14 protein-coding genes and 1 pseudogene are annotated in these 19,225 nt (G+C 75.4%); 4 read left to right on the plus strand and 11 right to left on the minus strand.

All coding sequences use genetic code 11. The features are described 5' to 3' along the window. Positions 1-24 precede the first annotated feature (24 nt). From OH807_RS04270 to OH807_RS04295, 6 genes are all read right to left on the minus strand, one after another. Positions 25-498, minus strand: coding sequence for a VOC family protein (locus OH807_RS04270; RefSeq protein ID WP_406194034.1), 474 nt, complete (start codon positions 496-498; stop codon positions 25-27). A gap of 127 nt (positions 499-625) precedes the next feature. After that, positions 626-2,608, minus strand: coding sequence for a phosphocholine-specific phospholipase C (locus OH807_RS04275; RefSeq protein ID WP_406194036.1), 1,983 nt, complete (start codon positions 2,606-2,608; stop codon positions 626-628). A 14-nt stretch (positions 2,609-2,622) separates the two neighbouring features. Further along, positions 2,623-4,071, minus strand: coding sequence for an endonuclease/exonuclease/phosphatase family protein (locus tag OH807_RS04280; RefSeq protein ID WP_406194038.1), 1,449 nt, complete (start codon positions 4,069-4,071; stop codon positions 2,623-2,625). A gap of 311 nt (positions 4,072-4,382) precedes the next feature. Next, positions 4,383-5,711: a cryptochrome/photolyase family protein gene (locus tag OH807_RS04285; RefSeq protein WP_406194040.1), complete on the minus strand. Its 1,329-nt coding sequence runs from the start codon at positions 5,709-5,711 to the stop codon at positions 4,383-4,385. 282 nt (positions 5,712-5,993) lie between these two features. Then, a complete protein-coding gene (locus OH807_RS04290) occupies positions 5,994-7,226 on the minus strand; it encodes an NAD(P)/FAD-dependent oxidoreductase (protein WP_406194042.1) in 1,233 nt (410 codons plus the stop codon). Positions 7,227-7,546: 320 nt separating this feature from the next. After that, the gene (locus OH807_RS04295; RefSeq protein WP_406210689.1) at positions 7,547-7,903 is read right to left on the minus strand and encodes a PRC-barrel domain-containing protein; all 357 of its coding nucleotides are present in this window, start codon (positions 7,901-7,903) and stop codon (positions 7,547-7,549) included. On the opposite strand from OH807_RS04295, the gene OH807_RS04300 reads away from it, so the two are divergent. Both OH807_RS04300 and OH807_RS04305 read left to right on the plus strand, forming a co-directional pair. Beyond that, entirely contained in the window at positions 7,884-8,426 is a 543-nt protein-coding gene (locus tag OH807_RS04300; RefSeq protein ID WP_406194044.1) for a hypothetical protein, read from the plus strand. The genes OH807_RS04295 and OH807_RS04300 overlap by 20 nt on opposite strands. Positions 8,427-8,536: 110 nt before the next feature. Beyond that, positions 8,537-9,487: pseudogene (locus OH807_RS04305) on the plus strand (FAD-dependent monooxygenase); the annotation flags it as partial. A gap of 81 nt (positions 9,488-9,568) precedes the next feature. Here OH807_RS04305 and OH807_RS04310 read toward each other — a convergent pair. The 5 genes from OH807_RS04310 to OH807_RS04330 all read right to left on the minus strand — a co-directional run bounded on the left by OH807_RS04310 (position 9,569) and on the right by OH807_RS04330 (position 16,462). Beyond that, entirely contained in the window at positions 9,569-10,642 is a 1,074-nt protein-coding gene (locus OH807_RS04310) for an N-acetylglucosamine kinase (RefSeq protein WP_406194046.1), read from the minus strand. A gap of 348 nt (positions 10,643-10,990) precedes the next feature. Further along, positions 10,991-11,851 carry an alpha/beta fold hydrolase gene (locus OH807_RS04315; RefSeq protein WP_406194048.1) on the minus strand — a complete coding sequence of 287 codons (861 nt, stop codon included), beginning with the start codon at positions 11,849-11,851 and terminating at the stop codon, positions 10,991-10,993. A 127-nt stretch (positions 11,852-11,978) separates the two neighbouring features. Continuing rightward, positions 11,979-12,662, minus strand: coding sequence for a response regulator (locus OH807_RS04320; RefSeq protein ID WP_406194050.1), 684 nt, complete (start codon positions 12,660-12,662; stop codon positions 11,979-11,981). Beyond that, positions 12,659-13,969, minus strand: coding sequence for a sensor histidine kinase (locus tag OH807_RS04325; RefSeq protein ID WP_406194052.1), 1,311 nt, complete (start codon positions 13,967-13,969; stop codon positions 12,659-12,661). Before OH807_RS04325 ends, OH807_RS04320 begins: the two co-directional genes overlap by 4 nt. A 234-nt stretch (positions 13,970-14,203) precedes the next feature. Next, entirely contained in the window at positions 14,204-16,462 is a 2,259-nt protein-coding gene (locus tag OH807_RS04330) for an MMPL family transporter (protein ID WP_406194054.1), read from the minus strand. Positions 16,463-16,947: 485 nt separating this feature from the next. On the opposite strand from OH807_RS04330, the gene OH807_RS04335 reads away from it, so the two are divergent. Continuing rightward, positions 16,948-18,072 (plus strand): DegT/DnrJ/EryC1/StrS family aminotransferase, encoded by a 1,125-nt coding sequence (locus OH807_RS04335; protein WP_406194056.1) that lies wholly within the window; start codon positions 16,948-16,950, stop codon positions 18,070-18,072. A gap of 145 nt (positions 18,073-18,217) precedes the next feature. Next, positions 18,218-19,225: an NAD-dependent epimerase/dehydratase family protein gene (locus OH807_RS04340; RefSeq protein ID WP_406194058.1), complete on the plus strand. Its 1,008-nt coding sequence runs from the start codon at positions 18,218-18,220 to the stop codon at positions 19,223-19,225.

Consider the following 19,225-nt stretch of genomic DNA (forward strand, 5'->3'; position numbering starts at 1 on the left):
CGGGCTGCCCGGGCTGCCGGGGCGTCACCCCTCGGCGGCGTCCAGCAGCTTGCCGACGTCGATCTTCTGCATCTGCAGCATCGCCGCGATGACCCGGGAGGCCTTGGCCCGGTCCGGGTCGGCGATCAGCTCGGTGAGCACGCGCGGGACGAGCTGCCAGGAGAGGCCGTAGCGGTCCTTGATCCAGCCGCACTGGCCGTCCTCGCCGCCGTCGGCGGTGAGCTTCGTCCAGAGCTCGTCCACCTCCTGCTGGTCGGCGCAGTCCACCTGGAGCGAGATCGCCTCGGTGAAGGGGAAGATCGGGCCGCCGTTGAGGGCGGTGTAGCTCTGCCCGGCGAGCTCGAAGGTGACGGTCATGACGGTGCCCGCCGCGCCGGGGCCGGCCTCGGTGTAGTGGGTCGTCCCGACGATCCGGGAGTCGGCGAACACCGAGGTGTAGAACCGGGCGGCCGCTTCGGCCTGGTCGTCGAACCAGAGGAAGGTGCTGATCTTCTGCATGGGCCCGACGGTAGCCGCGAGCCCTGGCCGGGCGGCCGCGCCACGGCCGGGGGTCACCGGTTCGGCACCCCCGGCCGTCGGTGCGGCCGGTTCGACGGCCGGGGGTGCCGTCGGAACAGCGGTCGGGTCAGTGCACCCAGCCCGCGTAACGCTGGGTGAAGCGCAGCCCCGTCCCGGCCGTCACGACGACGTCGTAGCGGCCCTGCTTGTCCAGCGGCCAGACCAGGTTGACCTGCTTGCCGGGCTTGACCCGGACCGTCCGCGCCGTCCCCGCGAAGTCGTTGGGCGTGGCGGTGAAGCCGATCTCGGTCATACCGTCGTTGACCAGCTGGAGGGTGAGCCGGCCGGAGTCGGCGAGGTCCGCCGTGACGATCGGCACGCCGATGTCGTTCTGGCCGTCCTGCCCGTCCCGGACGACGGTGCCGGCGAAGCGGCGGACGAAGCCGTCCGGGCCGTGCACGGTGAAGTCGTAACGGCCGTTGCTCTTCGCGGCGTCCCACACGTACGTGGCGGTGGCGCCGGGCGCGACGGTGTACGAGGTGCCGGCGAACGGGAGCAGGATGTTGGGGTAGACGGTGTACGGGAACGCGACCGTGCCGTCGTTGCTCATCGTGCAGGTGACCCGGCCGGTCTTCCGGTCCACCTCGGCGTCGGCCCAGGGCTGGTACGGCAGCGGCCGGTGCGGGCGCTCGCCGCGCTCCTGGACGGGCATGGACTGCGCGCCGACGGCCGGGAGTTGGACGCCGGGGAGCTTGGTGCCGGCGTCGGCCCTGGCCATCAGGGCGTTGGTGTCCGGCAGCGGGGGGATCGAGTGGTCGGGGGCCGCGAAGTCGAAGCAGCTGGTGAGGTCGCCGCAGACGGCGCGCCGCCAGGCGGAGATGTTGGGTTCGGCGACGCCGGTGACCTGCTCCATGAAACGCAGCACCGACGTGTGGTCGAAGACCTGGGAGTTGACGTAGCCGCCGCGGGACCAGGGCGAGGCGACCCAGAGCGGGACGCGGTTGCCCAGGCCGATGGCGCGGCCCTGGGTGTACTCCTCGGGGGTGCCCGGCTCGGGGGTGGGCGGCACCATGTGGTCGAAGTAGCCGTCGTTCTCGTCGTACATGACGAGGAAGACGGTGTGCTGCCAGACCGCCGGGTTGGACATCAGCGACTGGAGTGCGGTGTTGACCCAGTGCGCCCCGTACGCCGGCCCGGCCTCCGGGTGCTCCGAGAAGAGGTAGGGCGCGACCAGCCAGGAGATCGTCGGCAGCGTCCCGTCCTTGCAGTGGGCGTCGAAGGCCGCCGGGTCGAACTTGGTCATCGCGTTGACGTACCGCGGGTCGTCGTGGGGGAAGTTGTGGAACTGCTTGAAGTAGGAGAGGGCGTTGTCGTCGTAGTCGCCCGTCCGGTCGTCCTTGCTCGGGTTGTGGTAGACCCGCCAGGAGACGCCGGCGGACTGGAGGCGCTCGGCGTAGGTCGTCCAGTCGGCGACGGGGTTGTCGGTGACGGGGGTGTTGTCGATCCACGGGCCGGTGGTGCCGTCCCGGCCGGGGCCGGAGGTGCCCGTCCAGAGGTAGAGCCGGTTCGGGTCGGTCGGGCCGGCGAGTGACGTGAAGTAGGCGTCACAGAGGGTGAAGGCGTCGGCCAGGGCGTACTGGTAGGGGATGTCGGCGCGGGTGAAGTAGCCCATCGTGCGCTCGCCCTTGGCGGCGATCCACTTGTTCATCGCGCCGTTGTTGATCGCCTGGTGGCCGGTGGCCCAGTCGTGCGGGAGGCCGCCGGCGTTCTGCGCGTTGTACTTGCCGGTGTCCATCCGGTACGGCAGCATCGCGCCGCCGTCGCTGCGGCCGGCGTCCGGCTGGCGGAACACGTCGGTGCCGTCGGGGAACTGCAGCGCCTGCTTGTCGCCGAAGCCGCGGACGCCGTTCAGCGTGCCGAAGTAGTGGTCGAAGCTGCGGTTCTCCTGCATCAGCACCACGACGTGCTTGACGTCCTTGATGGTGCCGGTGAGGCGGCCCCCGGCGGGCGCGGCGGCGGCAGCGGGCGTGCCCGGGAGGCCGGTGAGGGCGACGGTGCCGGCAGCGGCCGCGGTGGCGCCGACGAAGGTACGGCGGGAAAGGTCGGACATGGCGGCGTGGCCTCTCAGAGCTGGAAGGTGGCGACGGCGGCGGCCGTGTCGGAGGGCCACTCGTTGGCGGCGACGGCGGCCTGGTCGGTGCCGGTGGCGGGCCAGTCGGCGACCAGGGTGTGGGCCTCGACCAGCTTCAACGGGCCCGTGTGGAGGACGTAGTCGATCCGGTCCTGCGGCTCGGCCTTGCCGGCGGCACGCTGCTTGCGGGTCGGCGACCAGGTCGCACCGGGCGCCTTCACCGGGTTGCCGTTCTCCTCGCGGAAGCTGTCGGTCAGTCCGGCGGCCTGGAGGGCGCCGGTGACCGGCCAGGCGAGCGGGCCGACACCGCCGTGCGCGGGCGCGGTGGCGGCCGTCCAGTCCAGGTGGGACGGCGAGGCGAGCGCGCCGGCCAGCAGCAGTGGCGTACCCGCGGCCGCGTCGGCGCGGACGGCGTCGGCCAGCGCCCGGGCCTGCCGGAGCCGGACGGAGCCGTTCTCGGCGGCCAGGACCTGGGCGGTGCTCCGGCCGTCCTGCACGGCGTACGGGCCGTAGTCCGCCTCGTCCAGGTGCGCCGTCCAGAAGCGGGCGGTGCGCCCCCCCGGCAGCTGGAGCGTGGCCCCGGCGGCGGGCAGCGAGGCCGTGGCGGGCGTGACGGCCGTCAGCGGGTAGCGGCTCAGGATGCCGACGCTGCCGGCGCTCTGGTAGGCGTACCAGCCGAGCGCGTCGGCGAGCTTCTGCGCGGCGGTGCCGGCGGTCTCCTGGAGGCCGAGCACGTCCAGGCCCTGGGCGAGCACCACCCGGAGCTGCTTCTCCGACGCGTCGGTGAAGCCGGCGCCCGCGTTGGCGAGGTTCCAGCTCGCCGCCTTCAGCCGCAACGGCCCGGCCGGGTCGGCGACGGGGATCTGCACCGTGACGGTGTCGGTCGCACCGGCGCTGTCCTTGACGCCGACGACCACCACCTCCGGATCGGCCGGCGCACCGGCCGGCGCGGTGCCGGTGAGCAGGCCGTCGGCGGCGACGGACGCCCAGGCCGGGCCGGACACCTTGCGGAACGTCGCGGTGCCCGCCGGATTGCCGGCCGGACGGGACCAGAGGCCGCCGAGCCTGACGGAGACGGCGGCACCGGGCGCGACGGGGGCGGTGGTCAGCGCGTCCACGGCGGCGTGCGGGCGGACCACGGCCGGCTTGGGCCGGAAGGTGAACGGCGCCGTCTGCGCGAGGATGCCGTAGCCGTCCTTGGCCAGCAGGTAGGCGGTGTACGGGCCGCCGGTGAGGGCGGAGGTGTCGAGCTGGACGTCGCCGGCCCCGGCCGGGGTGTACTTCCAGAGCAGCGAGGAGCCGGTGCCGGGCCGACGGGAGCCGTCGTAGATGCCGACCCAGTTCTTCTGGTCCGGAGCGTCGGTCGTCCAGTGGAAGGTGAGCCGGTCGCCTTCGACGGGGTCGGCGGAGGAGGTGAGCGCCAGGGCGCTGCCTGTGGCCACGGTTGTCCTGTCCGCCGCGCACGGGACACCGGCCCGCCGGGCGGAGCGGCGGGCCGGTGTCCCGTGCGCGACTGGTCACGGAGGCTGGAGGGAGGGTCGCCCCACAGTTGGCTGTACAACTGAGGGCGGCCCCATTCAGCCGAAGGACGGCGACCAGGGCATGAACGACGTATGACGGAATATCGGGCGCCGCGGGAACTCCCGGACTTCTCGCCGGTGGGGCGGTACGGACGGGGCGGCGCGTCCGGGCCGGCGGGGGTGCGGACGGGGGCGTGCGGACGGGGGTGTGCGGCGGGGCGTGCCGGGTGCGCTCAGTCGAGGCCGCGGGCCGCGCGGAGGCGGGCGGCGACGGCGTCCGGGTCGACCAGCGGGGCCGGGTAACCGGCGGGCCGGCGCTCCAGGCGCCACGGCCGGTGGACCGACTTGCCCGGGAGGGCGGCGAGTTCGGGCACCCAGCGGCGGACGTACGCACCGTCCGGGTCCAGCCGGTCGGCCTGGGCGAGCGGGCTGAGCACACGGTTCGGCCGGGTGTCGGTGCCGGTCCCCGCCACCCACTGCCAGTTGAGCTGGTTGTTCGCCACGTCCCCGTCCACCAGCAGGCGCAGGAAGTGCCGGGCCCCGAGGCGCCAGTCCTGGTAGAGCGTCTTGGCCAGGAAGGAGGCCGTGACCAGCCGGGCCCGGTTGTGCATCCAGCCCTCGTACGCGAGTTGGCGCATCCCGGCATCCACCAGCGGGAAGCCGGTCCGGCCGCGGCGCCAGGCCTCGGCCTCCGCGCTGTCGGAGAGCCAGCGGTCGCCCTTGCTCCGGTAGTCGTGGTGCGCGGCGTCCGGACGGGCCGCCAGCACCTGGTGGTGGAAGTCCCGCCAGGCCAGCTGCCGGACGAACGCCTCCGGCCCGGCGCCGTCCTGCCGCGCGGCGGCGGCGGCCAGCTCGGCCGCGGAGAGGCAGCCGAAGTGCAGGTAGGGCGAGAGCCGCGAGGTGCCGTCGGCGGCGAGGTCGTCGTGCAGCTCGGCGTACTGGTCCAGGTCGTAGTGGAGCCAGCGCCGCCGCCCGGCCCGCTCGCCGCCCGGCGGCAGGCCCGGCGACTCCGGTTCGGCCGCGGGCAGCGGATCGCTCGCGAGGCCCTCGGGGGTGCGCAGCGCCCGGGGCACGCGGTGGACCGTCCGGCGCGGGGCCTGCTGCCAGGCGCGGAAGTACGGGGTGAACACGGCGTAGTGGTCCTTGCCGGCGGGCGTGACAGCGCCCGGCAGGGCCACCGTGAGGGAGCCGTCGTGCACCTTCAGCCGGTCGCCGAGGAGCGCGTGCAGGGCCAGCTCGCGGCGGTGCGCGAAGCCGCTCACCCCGGCGGCGACGTGCACCGAGGCGGCGCCCGTCTCCGCGGCGAGCCGGGCGACCTCGGCGGCGGCCGGTCCGCTCCGCAGGACCAGCCGGCTGCCGAGGGAGCGCAGCTGGTCGTCGAGATCGGCGAGGCAGTCGGCGAGGAAGGCGGCACGGTTGGGCGCGTCGAATCCTGCGGCGGCGACGCCCGGATCGAGGACGAACAGCGGCACGACCTCGTCCGCGGCATCGGCCGCGGCGCGCAGCACCGGGTTGTCGTGCAGGCGGAGGTCCTGGGTGAACAGGGCGATGGAAACGGTCATCGTGGCGGGCCCGGTGGTGGTCGTGGCGGTCTGGGCGGCGCCGCCCCGGCCGTGACGGCCCGGCGGCGACGTGCGAGCCTCCCACTCCCGGCGGCCGTGCAGGGGCACGGCACGCCGGGGCGGGCGCTCGGGCCCGCCCGCTCGTACGGGGGTCGTCCGGGTGGGCCGCTCCTCCTTCGGAGCCGACGGCCGAACGGATTGGCCCGGATTTCGCGGGGTTTCGGCGGGCTGCGGGCACGGCTGCCCATTGCCCGACCGGCCGGTCGGGCAATGGGCTGCCGGTCAGCTGCCGGCAGCGTCGGCGAGCACCTCGCGGGCCGCGCGCGCCCCGGACGCGAGCGCTCCCTGCACGGAGCCCGTCGCCCGGTGGTCGCCACAGACGAAGCGGCCGCGGGACCACCGCGTCGGACGGCTCAGCGGGTGCGGGGAGGGCATCGCCGGCAGCGCGTCGGCGATCCGGTACACGGCCAGCTCCTCCCAGTCCGAGGTGTCCGTGCCGTAGAGCTCCGCCAGCCTGGCCGGCACCCGGCGGGTGTCCCGGTCCACCCCGAGCAGCGACGTCGACACCAGCGCCCGCCCGTTCCTCGCGTACGCCGGCACCACCTCGGACAGCACCACCGAGTTGAGCAGCACGCCGTCGGTGTCGACCAGCAGCGTCGGGTCACGCAGCGGCGGCACCGGGGCGGCGTGGTAGACGGTGGTGACCGCGCGCATCGCGGGGAGCGGGTGGCCGGGGAGCAGCCGCGCCGCGGCCGCGGCGCCCGTGGCGACCACGACGGTGGGCGCGGCCAGCACCGAACCGTCGGCCAGCACCACCCCCTCGTCCGTGAGCGCCGTGACCGGCGACTCCAGCCGCACCACCCCGGCCGGCAGGCCGGCCGCCAGCTGCGCCGGCACGGCCCCGACCCCGCTGCGCGGCAGGCAGAGCGTGCCCCGCAGCATGCTGCGCCAGACCAGGTGGAACACCCGGCTGGACGTCTCCAGCGTGTCGTCGAGGAACACGCCGGCCAGGAACGGTGCCAGCACGTCGTCGACGGCCCGCTGGGACAGGCCGGACCGGCGGAGCGCGCGGTGGGTCGGGACGTCGGCGCAGCGGCGCTGGAGGGCCGGCGGGAGCAGCACGTCCCGAGTGGAGAGCAGGCCGAGGGCGGCGAGGTCCCGGGCGGGGAGGGGCGGGTCCGTGAGGAGCGCGCCGAAGCGGCCCGGACCGCGCGTCGGGTCCGTGAGGCGGCGCCGGCCCGCCGAGCCGACCAGCAGGTACCCGGGCGTGAACGGGTGCAGGGCGAGGGAGCGCAGGTCCACCCGGCGGCGGAGCTGGGGGTAGGAGGTGTTGACCACCTGGAACCCGCGGTCGAGCGTGAACTCGCCGACGGTGTCGGTGCGCATCCGCCCGCCGACGGCGTCCGACGCCTCCAGCACCGCCACCCGCCGGCCGGCCCGGCAGAGGTCCAGGGCGCAGGCGAGCCCGGCGAGCCCGGCCCCCACGATCACCGCGTCCAGCTCCGGTCCGCGCATCAAGGCTCCTCCTCGGGTCGGGGTCGGGGTTCTCGGGTCGGGGTCGGGGCGCGTCGACGTCCGGCGTCGGAGTCGGAGTCGGAGTCGGAGTCGGCGTCGGCGGGACGGGGGCGCCGACACAAGGAGCGCGCCCCCGCCCCGGACCCGTCCGGACACCTCCCACAGTGCCCGGGCCGGTAACGGCGCTTCGGAGCGAAGCCGCGGGTGGATGGCCGCCGCGGTCCGGATTCACCCGAACGGCGCAGCCAGGGCGTCCGGTGGGCGCGCCCACCGTCCGGCACCCGTCCGACACCCGGCCGGCGGCGCCATCGGCGGCGCGGTCAGCGTCTGGCCAGCCGGCGTTCGCCGCCGGCCCCGGGGGTGTACTCCAACGAGTAGTGCGCGAAGACCGCCGGCTCGTCCTCCGCAGGCAGCACGTCGTCCGTGCCGATCGACGGCGCCTGCTTGACCAGGGCCTTCGGGAACGCCACCCGCACGTACCCCGGCCCGACGACGGCGTCGTCCAGCGGCACGAACACCAGCCGGTGGCGCGTCGGCAGGCCGACCGTGACGGTGGCGAAGAACGCCTGGTCGCTCGCGGTCTCGACGTAGACGGATTCGAGCGTGCCGATCCGGTGGTCCGCCTCGTCGACCACGGCGTGGCCCCGCCACTCCCTGATGTCCGCCGCTCCGATCATCACGACCTCCCATTCTCGGGCCTGTCCACGGGGTGATGTCCGGGAGGTTCCATCCTGCTCCGGTCCGGGCCGGTCCGCTCGACGGGCACCGCCGGCGGCGCCGCGGACGGCCGGCCCGGCGCGCCCGGCCGCGCTGCGCGAGTGCCCGGCGGAGCCACTGTGGGACGCGATCGCCCGCGCGGTGCCGGCGCAGTTCGCACCGGACGCCGCGGCGGCCGCCCACCCCGCGCCGGGCGCGGCGCAGTGGACGGCAGGCGTGCGCATGATGCTCGCCGAGCCGGCCCCGCAGGGCGAGATGCTGCGGGCCGGTGCCACCACCGAGGCCGAGATCGCCTCCGCCGTCGCCGACCGCACCGGCACCGACCTGGGACGGGACTTGTACCCGCACCTCGTCGCCGCCTCGGTCACGGCCGCCACCAACACCGCCATGGCCCGCCACCTCCGCACCGATCCGCCGGTACCGCTGGGGCGTCTGCTCGCGGACGCCCTCGTCGGGATCGCGGCGGGTCTGCCGACCCCCTGACGCTCCACCGAGGGCCGACGCCCGGCAGTCGGCCGGGCCGATGCCGCCTGCCCGGAAGGAAGCCGTCCATGATCGACGTCATCGTCGCGGGCGCCGGACCCAACGGCCTGATGCTCGCCTGCGAGCTCGCCCTGGCCGGCGCGCGCCCGCTCGTCCTGGAACACCGCACCGAACCGACCGACGAGCAACGCGCGAACGGCCTGGTCGGCCAGGTCGTCCGGATGCTCGACCGGCGCGGACTGTACGCGCGGCCGACCGCACCCGGGGCCGTACCCGAGCCGGCGCCCGGTTTCGTGTTCGGCGCGCTCCCGCTCGACCTCGCCGACCTGGCCGACAACCCGCTGCACACCCTGATGGTGCCGCAGCGCAGGATCGAGCAGATGCTCGCCGAACGGGCGGCCGAACTGGGCGTCGAGGTCCGCCGCGGGCACGAGGTCACCGGCCTGACGCAGGGCACGGACTCGGTGACCGTCGGACTGCGTGAGGGCGATCCGCTCGAAGCGGCCTGCCTGGTGGGCGCCGACGGCGGGCACAGCACCGTCCGCAAGCTCGCCGGAATCGGATTCCCCGGCGTGACCACGGACTCCTCGGCGTCGCGCACCGGCCACGTGGGCGTGCTCCCGGAGGCGGTCGGTGCCGACGGCGGCCTGCTCGTACCCGGCTTCGGTCTCGTGCCGCCGTTCCGCCACCTGCGCACCGAGCGCGGCATGATCACCTGGGCGCCGTTCCCGGGCGGCGCACCGCTGATCAGCACGACGGAGTGGGAGCAGCCGGCCGAGGGCGAGGCCTCGCTCGACGAGCTCCGGGCCAGCGCCGCCCGGGTGCTCGGCACGGACGTGCTGCTCGACCCGCTGACCGGGCCCGGGCCCCACCTGATGAGGCGGCTGTCCGGAGGCAACACCCGGACCGCGTCGCAGTACCGGGCGGGTCGCGTGTTCCTGCTCGGCGACGCCGCGCACGTGCATGCGGCGATCGGCGGCCCGGGGCTCAATCCGGGCCTCCAGGATGCGGTGAACCTCGGCTGGAAACTGGCCGCGGAGGTGCGTGGCCGTGCGCCGGACGGGCTGCTGGACACGTACGAGTCGGAGCGGTCCTCGGTGGCGCGGCGGGTCGCCATGCAGACGCAGGCACAAGCGCTCCGGTCAGCCCCCACCGATGCGGCGGAGGTCGAGGAGCGGAGGGTCGACGGGCCAGGGGAAGGGCGCGGTGGCGGTGGCGGTCGCGGCGGCGGCGAGGCGGAGGGCGCCGAGCAGGGGCGGGCCGTCCGGGCGGTGCGGGCGGGCCGTCGGGAGGTGACGGGCGAGGGCCTCCTCGGCGGCCGACCGCACGCCTGCCAGGTTGAACAGGCCGCCGGTCAGGGCGAGTCGGGGCGCGCTCAGGCCCGCGGCGGCGGCGGCGGCCGCCGTCGCCGTGGCGGCGATCTCCTCCCCGGCCTGCCGGACGATCGCTGCGGCGGCCGGGCAGCCGTCGTCGGCCGCGGCCAGCACGTCGGGGGCGAAGGCCGCCAGCAGCCCGGCGCGGTCGGGGCGCGGCTGGAGCGCGGCGGGGAGACCCGCCACCGGGCCGTAGCGGCGCTCGGCCGCCGCCAGCAGCGCGGGCGAGCCGCCCGTCCGGCCGTCGTGGGCGCGCAGGGCGGCTTCCAGGCCGGCGCGGCCGATCCAGGCGCCACTGCCGCAGTCCCCCAGCAGCTGGCCCCAGCCGTCCGCCCGGCACCACCCGGCGCCGGGGGCGCGGCCGATCGCCACCAGGCCGGTGCCCGCGGCGACAGTGACCCCCGACCGGGTGCCGAGTGCGCCCACGTGCGCGGCCACGGCGTCGCCGGCCAGCACCAGGTGCTCGGCTCCGGTCGCCCGGGCCAGCGGGCCGGGCAGTCCGGCGGCGAGGTCGCGGCCGAGCAGCGCCATGCCGGTGGCACCGACGGCGACCGCGCCGATGCGGGCTCCGGGCGGCAGCTCGGCGGTGAGGGTTTCCAACGCGGGCAGGAGCCGGCCGAGCAGGGCCCGGGCGTCGTGGCCGGACGCGCCGATCCGGGCGGCGACGGGGACGTCCCGGGTCTGCGCGCCGCGCAGGTCGTCGACCCGGTCGGCCGGGGCGAGGGCGAGCCGCGCACCGGTGCCGCCGACATCGATGCCGACCGCCCACACGCCGCGCGGGGTGGGCGGCGTGGGCGGGGTCGGCGGGGTCGGCGGGGTCGGCGGGGTCGGCGGTCGGTCCACGGCATCGCTCCCACTGGATGGTGCTCTTCCACCGACGAGGGCCTCGGCGTGCGAGTCCTCGGTGTGCGAGTCCCCGGGGCCCTCGGTACCCGACGGATGTCAGCTGCGGGCTGTCCGAAGTGTGCCACCATCGCCCCGTGCAGGAGAGCGACCCGTGCGGGAGAGCGCGCCGTGCACCGTGCCGCCGTCCTCACGATCCGGGCCCGCCTGAGCTCCGGCCACGTCACCGGCGCCGCCCGTCGGCGCTGCGGGGCGCCGGTGCGGCGAACGGGCCCTGCTGCGGGTCGGGTTGTCGACCCCACGGTGTGGGGGGCGGCCGGGGAGAACGCCGTGGACCGACCGAAGCGGTCAGCGCGCCGCGAGGAACTCCTCCACCACCCCGACGAACCGCTCCGGCTCCTCCACCCACGGGCGGTGGCCGGAGCGGGCGAGCATCTCCAGCCGGCCGCCCGGATGGCAGTCGGCGACGGCCCGGGCCGGCGCGGTGCCGATCATGCCGTCCGAGGCCCCCGCCAGCACCAGGAGCGGGCTCGCGGGGGCGGCCAGCCGGGCGATCCGCCCGGCGAGCGTGTCGGGGCGGGCCGAGCCCGCATAGAAGGCGTCGCGCAACCAGTCCAGCGTGGTGGCGTGCTCGGGCCGGTACTCGGCGCGGCGTTCCTCCGTCCAGCGGTGCCAGAAGAAGGGCACGATCAGGCGCTGGAGGGCGGCGAGTTCCGCGTCGGTGTGGCCGCCCGCGGCGAGCAGGCGGTCGGCCTCGGCGGCATCCGGGTACCAACTCTCGCCCGCGCGGGCGGCGCGCAGGGCGGTCAGCTCGGCCTGGTCCGGCTCCCGGCCGGCCCGGCCGACCGGTGCGACCAGCACCGTCCGCCGGACGCGGTCCGGGTGTTCGGCCCGGTACTCCTGGGCCGTGAGGCAGCCGGCCGAGTGGGCGAGCAGGTCTAGGCGGTCCAGCCCGAGGTGCCGGCGGAGCGCCTCCACGTCGCGGGCCTGCTCGACGAAGGAGACGGTGGCCCGGTCGGCGGGGACGTCGGACCGCCCGGTGGCCCGGGCGTCGAGCAGCACCAGTCGGCGCCGGCGGTCGAGCCCGCCGAGGCCGCCCAGGTACCGCGCGTCCATCCCCGGCCCGCCGGCGAGCACCACCAGCGGCTCGCCCTCGCCCCTCAGGTCGTAACTGATCCTGGTGCGGTCGTACGAGAGGAAGATCGGCATGGCGGAGACGATCACACGCCGACCCCCGCACTGTCACCGGCATTCCGCATAGTGGTCCAGACCACCGTCGTGACCGGTGGGGCCCCCGGACCGGCAGGGGCCTCGACCGATCGGAGCCCCGGGCCGGTCAGGCGGTCGGACGCGGGGCGGGGACCAGGCCGGACTGGTAGGCGATGGCGACCAGCTGCGCGCGGTCCCGGGCGTCGAGTTTGGCCATCGCCCGGTGGACGTGGGTGCGCACGGTGAACGGGCTGACGTACATCCGCTCGGCGATCTCCTCGTTGCTCAGCCCGGCCGCGGCCATCACCATCACCTCCCGCTCGCGGGCGGTGAGCGCCGTGAGCCGCTCCGGGACGGTCCCGGGGACGAGGGCCGGCTCGGGCTGCGCGAGGAACTGGCCGATCACGGCCCGGGTGGCCGCGGGCGAGAGCAGGGCATCGCCGGCCGCCACCGTACGGAGTGCGGCGAGCAGCTCCTTCGGGTCGGCGCCCTTGCCGAGGAAGCCGCTCGCGCCCGCCCGCAGCGCCTGGGCCACGTACTCGTCGATCTCGAAGGTGGTGAGGATGAGCACCCGGGTGCCGACGAGCTCCTGGTCCGCGCAGATCGCGGCGGTCGCGGAGAGCCCGTCCACACCGGGCATCCGGATGTCCATCAGGACGACGTCGGGCCGGGTGGCGCGGGCGAGCTCGACGGCCTCCCGGCCGTCGGCGGCCTCCCCGACCACCTCCATGTCCTCGGCGGCGTCGATCAGTACCCGGAAGGCGCCGCGCAGCAGTGCCTGGTCGTCGGCGAGCAGTACGCGGATGGTCATGCGTGGTCCTTGTCCTCTCGGGCTGCGGCGGTGCGCAGCGGCAGTTCGGCGGTGACGAGGAAGCCGCCCCCCGGCCGGGGGTCGGCCGAGAGCCGGCCCCCGACGGCACCGGCCCGCTCCCGCATGCCGAGAAGCCCGTAGCCGACGGCACCGGCCCGCTCCCGCATGCCGAGAAGCCCGTAGCCGGCGGCGTCGGCGGGACGGGACGGGGCGGCGGGGCGGGGCGGGGTGGCGGGACGGGGTGGGGCGGCGGGGCCGGCCGGGTGGGGCGCGCGCGCCGGGCGGGGTCGCCCGTTCGCGACGGAGAGCGCGACCCGGCTGCCCGAGTACACCAGGGTGACGTCCGCGCCCGCGCCCCGGGCGTGCTTGGCCACGTTGGTCAGGGACTCCTGGAGGATCCGGTACGCGGTGAGGTCCACGCCCGCGGAGAGCGGACGCGGCTCGCCCTCGACGGTGAGCCGGACCGGCAGCCCGGCCCGTTCGAAGGAGTTGATCAGCTCGGGGAGCCGGCCGAGGCCGGGGGCCGGTTCCAGTGGCGCCTCGGGGTCGTCGGCCCGGCGCAGCAGTCCGACGGTGGCCCGGAGCTCCTGGAGTGCGGAGCCGGTGGCGTCGGTCAGGTGGCTGAGCATCTCGCGAGCCTGCGCAGGGTGGGTGTCCAGGAGGTGGACGGCGATGCCGGCCTGGGCGTTGGCCAGCGCGATGTGGTGGGCGACGACGTCGTGCAGGTCGCGGGCGATCCGGATCCGCTCGTCGGCGACCCGGTGGCGGGCCTCCTCCTCACGCGTCCGCTCGGCGCGTTCGGCACGCTCCTCGATCGCGGCGAGGTGGGCGCGCCGGTTCCGGATCGAGTCCCCGATCGCACCGGGCAGCACCACCCAGGTCAGGATGCCGATCCGCTCGCCGAGCGGGGCGCCGGAGTCGACGACCAGCGCGGTGATCGTGAGCAGCACGCCCGCGACGGCCGTCGCCACGCGTGCGGTGAGCCGGTCGGTGCGGACGGCGAGGAAGTAGAGGGCGGTGAGGAGCGGCGCGCTCAGGGTGGGGCTGGGTCTGGCCGAGGTGAGTTCGAACAGCAGGGCGCAGCCGAGCGTCACCCCGGTCACCGTGCGCGGGTACCGCCGGTGGGCGAGCACGACGAGGCTGGAGAGCACCGCGAGGGTGAACGGCAGCACGTCCGGCCGGACGTAGCGGCCGGGCTGCTCGATCATGGTGCCGAGGCAGGTCACGGCGAGCAGGGCCAGCCCGCCGACGGTGTCGAACAGCCGGGGGTGGCGGCGGCGGGTGCGGCGCAGCCAGGAGTCGTTCATCGCGTCATCTCGTGCATCTCGTACATCGCGTCATCTCGTGCTCTTCGTGCTCGTGGTGCTCTCCGGTACAGGGGTGCCGGGCCGGCCGCCGGGGCGGGGAGCCGGCTCGCCGGCCTCCGCCTGTGGGCCCACCGTGACCCGTCGCCGGGGGCGGGCGCCGCCGACGACGGGGGTAGGCGTGCCGGGGGCCGTCGGCGCGGACGGCGACGGCCCCCGGTACGCCCGGTCAACGATCTAGACGCCGACCGAGTGCCTGACCTGCACCGGTTCCGGCGCGGGGGTCTGCAGCCGGGCGCCCTCGACGTCGATGTCCGGCAGGATCCGCGCCAGCGGGCGCGGCAGCCACCAGGCCCGGTGGCCGAGCAGGGCGAGGGCCGCGGGCACGATCGCCATCCGGACCACGAAGGCGTCGAAGGCGACGGCGGTGGCCAGGCCGAGCCCCATCATCTTGATCATCGACTGGTTCATTCCGATGAAGCCGGCGAAGACGCTGATCATGATGAGTGCGGCCGCCGTGACCACCCGGGCGTTGTGCCGGAAACCGGTGACCACGGCCTGGCCGGGCTCCTCGCCGTGGACGAAGGCCTCGCGTATCCGGGTGACCAGGAAGACCTCGTAGTCCATGGCCAGGCCGAACACCACACCGATCATGAAGATCGGCATGACGCTCATCACCGGACCGGTCTGCTCGACCCCGATCAGGTCGGCCAGCCAGCCCCACTGGAAGACCGCGACCACGGCGCCGAGCGCGGCCGCGACCGAGAGCAGGAAGCCGAGCGCCGCCTTGAGCGGGACGACCACCGAGCGGAACACCACCAGCAGCAGCAGGACCGCCAGGCCCACGACCACGGCCAGGTACGGCACCAGTGCGTCGGTCAGCTTCTGCGAGACGTCGATGTTCATCGCCGTGGCGCCGCTCACCAGCACGGTCGCACCGATGGAGCTCTTCAGGCCGGGCGCGCCGGCCCGGATGGCGTGCACCAGCTCCTTGGTCGCGGCCTCGTTCGGCCCGGTCGCCGGTATCGCGCTGATCATCGCCGTGTCGCCCGCCCGGTTGAACATCGCGGGTGACACCGACACCACGCCCGGCAGGCCGGCGACCGTCCTGCCCACCTGGTCGGCCACGGCCTTGGGGTCGGCGGTGCCCTTGGCGTCGACCAGGACGGTCAGCGGCCCGTTGAATCCGGGGCCGAAGCCGGCGGAGAGCAGGTCGTAGGCGCGGCGCTGGGTGGTGGAGGTGGGCTGGGACTCCTCGCCCGGCAGGCCGAGCCGCAGGTCGAGCGCGGGCACCGCGAGGATGCCGAGGCCGATGACGCCGCCCAGCAGGACCGCCACCGGGCGGCGGAGCACGAACCGGGCCCACCGGGTGCCGCCGTTGGGCCGCGGCTCGACGGCCGGGCCGGCCGCAGTGGTGACGGCGTGCGGCAGGGTGGTGGCGTCCGACGACCGGCGGGCGCCGGAGCGCCGGGTGCGGCGCTCCCGCCGCGGCAGCACCCGGCGGCCGAGGAAGCCGAGCAGCGCGGGGACGAGGGTGAGCGCGATCAGCACCGCGATCACCACGGTGCCGGCCGCGGCCAGGCCCATCTTGGCCAGCACCGGGATGCCCACCACGGAGAGGCCGGCCAGGGCGATCACGACGGTGAGCCCGGCGAAGACCACCGCGGAGCCCGCCGTGCCCACCGCCCGCCCGGCGGCCTCGCGCGGCTCGTGGCCGTCGGCGAGCTCGGCGCGGTAGCGGGAGACGATGAAGACGGCGTAGTCGATGCCGACCGCGAGGCCGAGCATCATCGCCAGCGTGCTGGTGGTGCTGGAGAGCCCGAGGGTGCTGCCCAGCCCGGTGATGGCGGCGATGCCGAGCCCGACCCCGATCAGTGCGGTCAGCAGCGGCAGGCCGGCCGCGGCCAGTGATCCGAAGGTGATCACCAGCACGACGGCGGAGATGGCCATGCCCACCGCCTCCGTCGCGCCGCCCGGCTCGGGACCGCCCTGCAGCGCGGAGCCGCCGATCTCGACCGTGAGCCCGGCGTCCCGCCCGTGCTGGGCGGCCTGCTTCAGGGCCTCCGTGGCGGGCTCGCCGACCGAACCGGGCTTGGCGTCGTAGCTGACCGTCGCGTAGGCCGTCGTGCCGTCCTCGGACACCGCGCCCGCCTTGAACGGCGACACGGCGGCGGTGACCTGCTCGGCGTGGGCCAGCTCGGCGACCGTCCGCTCGACCGCCTGCTGGTTGGCGGCGGCCGTGATCTTCTGCCCGGAGGGCGCCACGAAGACGATCCGGGCCGAGGCGCCCTCGGCCATCCCGCCGGGGAACCGCTGGTCCATCAGGTCGAAGGCCTGCTGTGCCTCCGTACCCGGCATGGAGAACCCGTCGTCGGGTGCCGCCGGGGCCTTGGCGGCCAGCACTCCGGCGGCCGCCAGCAGGGCGACCCAGAGCAGGGTCGTCAGTCGGCGCCGGAGGTAGGCCCATCGGCCCAGGCGGTACAGGAAGGTGGCCACAGGAGAGCAGACTCCTCAGAGGGAAGGGAAGGAAAACCGACGCCCCGGAGCGACCGGAGCACCCCGGTCGACCGGAGCACCGCCATCCTCGGCCGCCGGGAGCCCTCCCGTCGTCATCGCTCAGCAGGCACTTCGCGTACTGCGGACGCAGTAGCCGGGACACCCGGACGGAGCAGTCCGGGCCTGCCGGGGGAGGCTCCGGCCCTCCTCCCCCGGTATCGACACGGCGGGGCACGGCGCCCCGGCGCGAGGTCACCCGGGCGGGCGGTGACGACGGGCCGGGGCCGGGCGGGCGAAGTAGCGTGATGTGCCTGGCCCGACCGGTTCGCCCGGTCCCGCCGGAGTCCGGGCCGGAAGCCCGGCCTGTCCGTTGCCGTGTTCGTCCCGTTGCCGTGTCCGTCCCGCGCCATGTTCGCCCCTGCCGTAGTCGTCCCCTGCTGTGTTCATCCCGTGCCGTGTTCGTCCCGCTGCCGGAGGAGTGCCCGATGGGCGTGCCAGCCGCTCGCATCGTGTTCGACGAGAGCGACCGCGAGGCGGTCGCCGAAGCCGTGACCGAGATCCTTGCCACCGGAGCCCTGACGCTCGGCCCCTGGACCGAACGGTTCGAGCAGGCGTTCGCGGCAGAGCACGGCGCCTCGCACGCCGTCGCCGTCGCCAGCGGCACGGCCGCGCTGGAGATCGTCCTGCGCACCGTCGGGGTCCGTGACCGTGACGTGGTCGTCCCGGCCGTCACCTTCTACGCGACCGCGGGCGCCATCGTGCACGCGGGCGGGCGGCCGGTCCTCGCCGACGTCGACCCGGCCACCCTCGCGCTGAGCCCGGAGACGCTGGAGGCCGCGCTCACCCCGGACACGGCCGCCGTCGTGCTGGTGCACATCGGCGGCCTGATCACCCCCGACGTGGACGCCCTGCGGGCGATCTGCGACCGCCGCGGCGTCCCGCTGGTCGAGGACGCCGCGCACGCCCACGGGAGCAGCTTCGCCGGGCGCGCGGCCGGTACCTTCGGGCTCGCCGGTGCCTTCTCGTTCTACCCGACCAAGGTCACCACCAGTGGCGAGGGCGGCATGATCCTCACCGAGTCCGCCGAGCTGCGCGACGAGGCCCGGATCTACCGCGACCAGGGCAAGGGCTCGTTCACCACCAACCACCACGTCCGGTTCGGCGCCTCCTGGCGGCTGAGCGAGCTGAACGCGGCGGTCGGCACGGTACACCTGCGGCGGCTCAAGGAGTTCGTCGAGACCAGGCGTCGGGTCGCCCGGCAGTACGACGCGGCGCTGGCCGGGCTCGACGGCGTCCGGCCGGTCACCGAACCGGCCGGCGTGCGCAGCAACTACTACAAGTACGTGGCGCTGCTGCCGCCCGGCGTCGACCGCGCCGCGTTCAAGCGGGCGATGGCCGAGGACCACGGCGTCCGGCTCTCCGGCGAGGTCTACGACCTGCCGCTGCACCTGCAACCGGTGCTGGCCGACCACCGGCGCGGCCCGCTGCCGGTCGCCGAGGACGTCTGTGCCCGGCAGATCTGCCTGCCGGTGCACTCCGACATGACCGACGACGAGACCGACGAGGTCATCCGGGCCGTCACCGCCGTCCACCGGCGGGTCACCGGCTGACCCGCTCATTCGTACACCCGCACGACCGCCGTGCGGACCCACCGAGCTACGGGCCCACCGGCCCGAGGTACAGGCCCACCGGCCCGAGGCGCACGCCCACCGGCGCAGCACCGGGCGGGTGGCCTTCCGGAGAAGGAGAGAGAACGTGCGCGTAGCCGTCACCGGGGGATGCGGATTCATCGGCTCGCACGTCGTGGACCGGCTGCTCGCAGCCGGGCACGAGGTGCTCACGGTCGACACCACCGACAAGTACCTCAACCCCGGCGCCGAGCACGCCCGGATCGACATCCTCGACCTGCCGGGCCTGACCGACGCGCTGGACGGCAGCGAGGTGGTGTTCCACCTGGCCGCGATGGCCGACGTCGAGCAGGTCGCCGCCGACCCCGTCCGGGCCGTCCGCACCAACATCGACGGCACCGAGGCCGTCCTGGAGGCGGCGCGGCGCAGCAACCTCAGCCGCACGGTGCTGGCCAGTACCGTCTGGGTCTACGGCGCCGCGCTGGCCGAGGCCGGGGCGACCGGCGAGCAGGAGCTCGACGAGCACGTGCCGATCGAGCTGGAGCACAGCGGGCACCTGTACGTGGCCACCAAGCTCGCCGCCGAGATGCTGGTGCACAGCTACCGGGAGCTGTACGGGCGGCACTTCACCATCCTGCGCTACGGCATCCCGTACGGGCCGCGGATGCGGGACGAGTTGGTGGTCGCCCGGTTCGTGCAGGCCGCGCTGGCCGGCCGGCCGATCACCATCGCGGGCGACGGCCGGCAGAGTCGCAACTTCGTCTACGTCGAGGACCTCGCGGACGCGCACGTCCGGGCCCTGTCGCCCGCCGCGGAGGACCAGACCTTCGCCCTGGAGGGCTCGACCCCGGTCTCGGTGCGCGGCATCGCCGACACCGTGGACGAACTGCTCGGGCCGGTCAGCATCGAGCACATCGAGGCCCGGACGGCCGACTACTCCGGGCGCCGGATCTCGGCCGCCCAGGCCAAGCGCCTGCTGGGCTGGTCGCCGCGGACCAACTTCGCCGACGGGGTGCGGCGCTACGCCGAGTGGTACCGGGACGCGCTCGCGGCCGGCGGTCCCGCGCCGAAGCGCCGCCCGGGCACCGGCACCACTGCCGGCGGCGCGCCCGGCACCGCTCCCGGCGCCTCCTGA

It is taken from the genome of Kitasatospora sp. NBC_01560 (assembly GCF_045208415.1).
Classification (GTDB): Bacteria; Actinomycetota; Actinomycetes; order Streptomycetales; family Streptomycetaceae; genus Kitasatospora.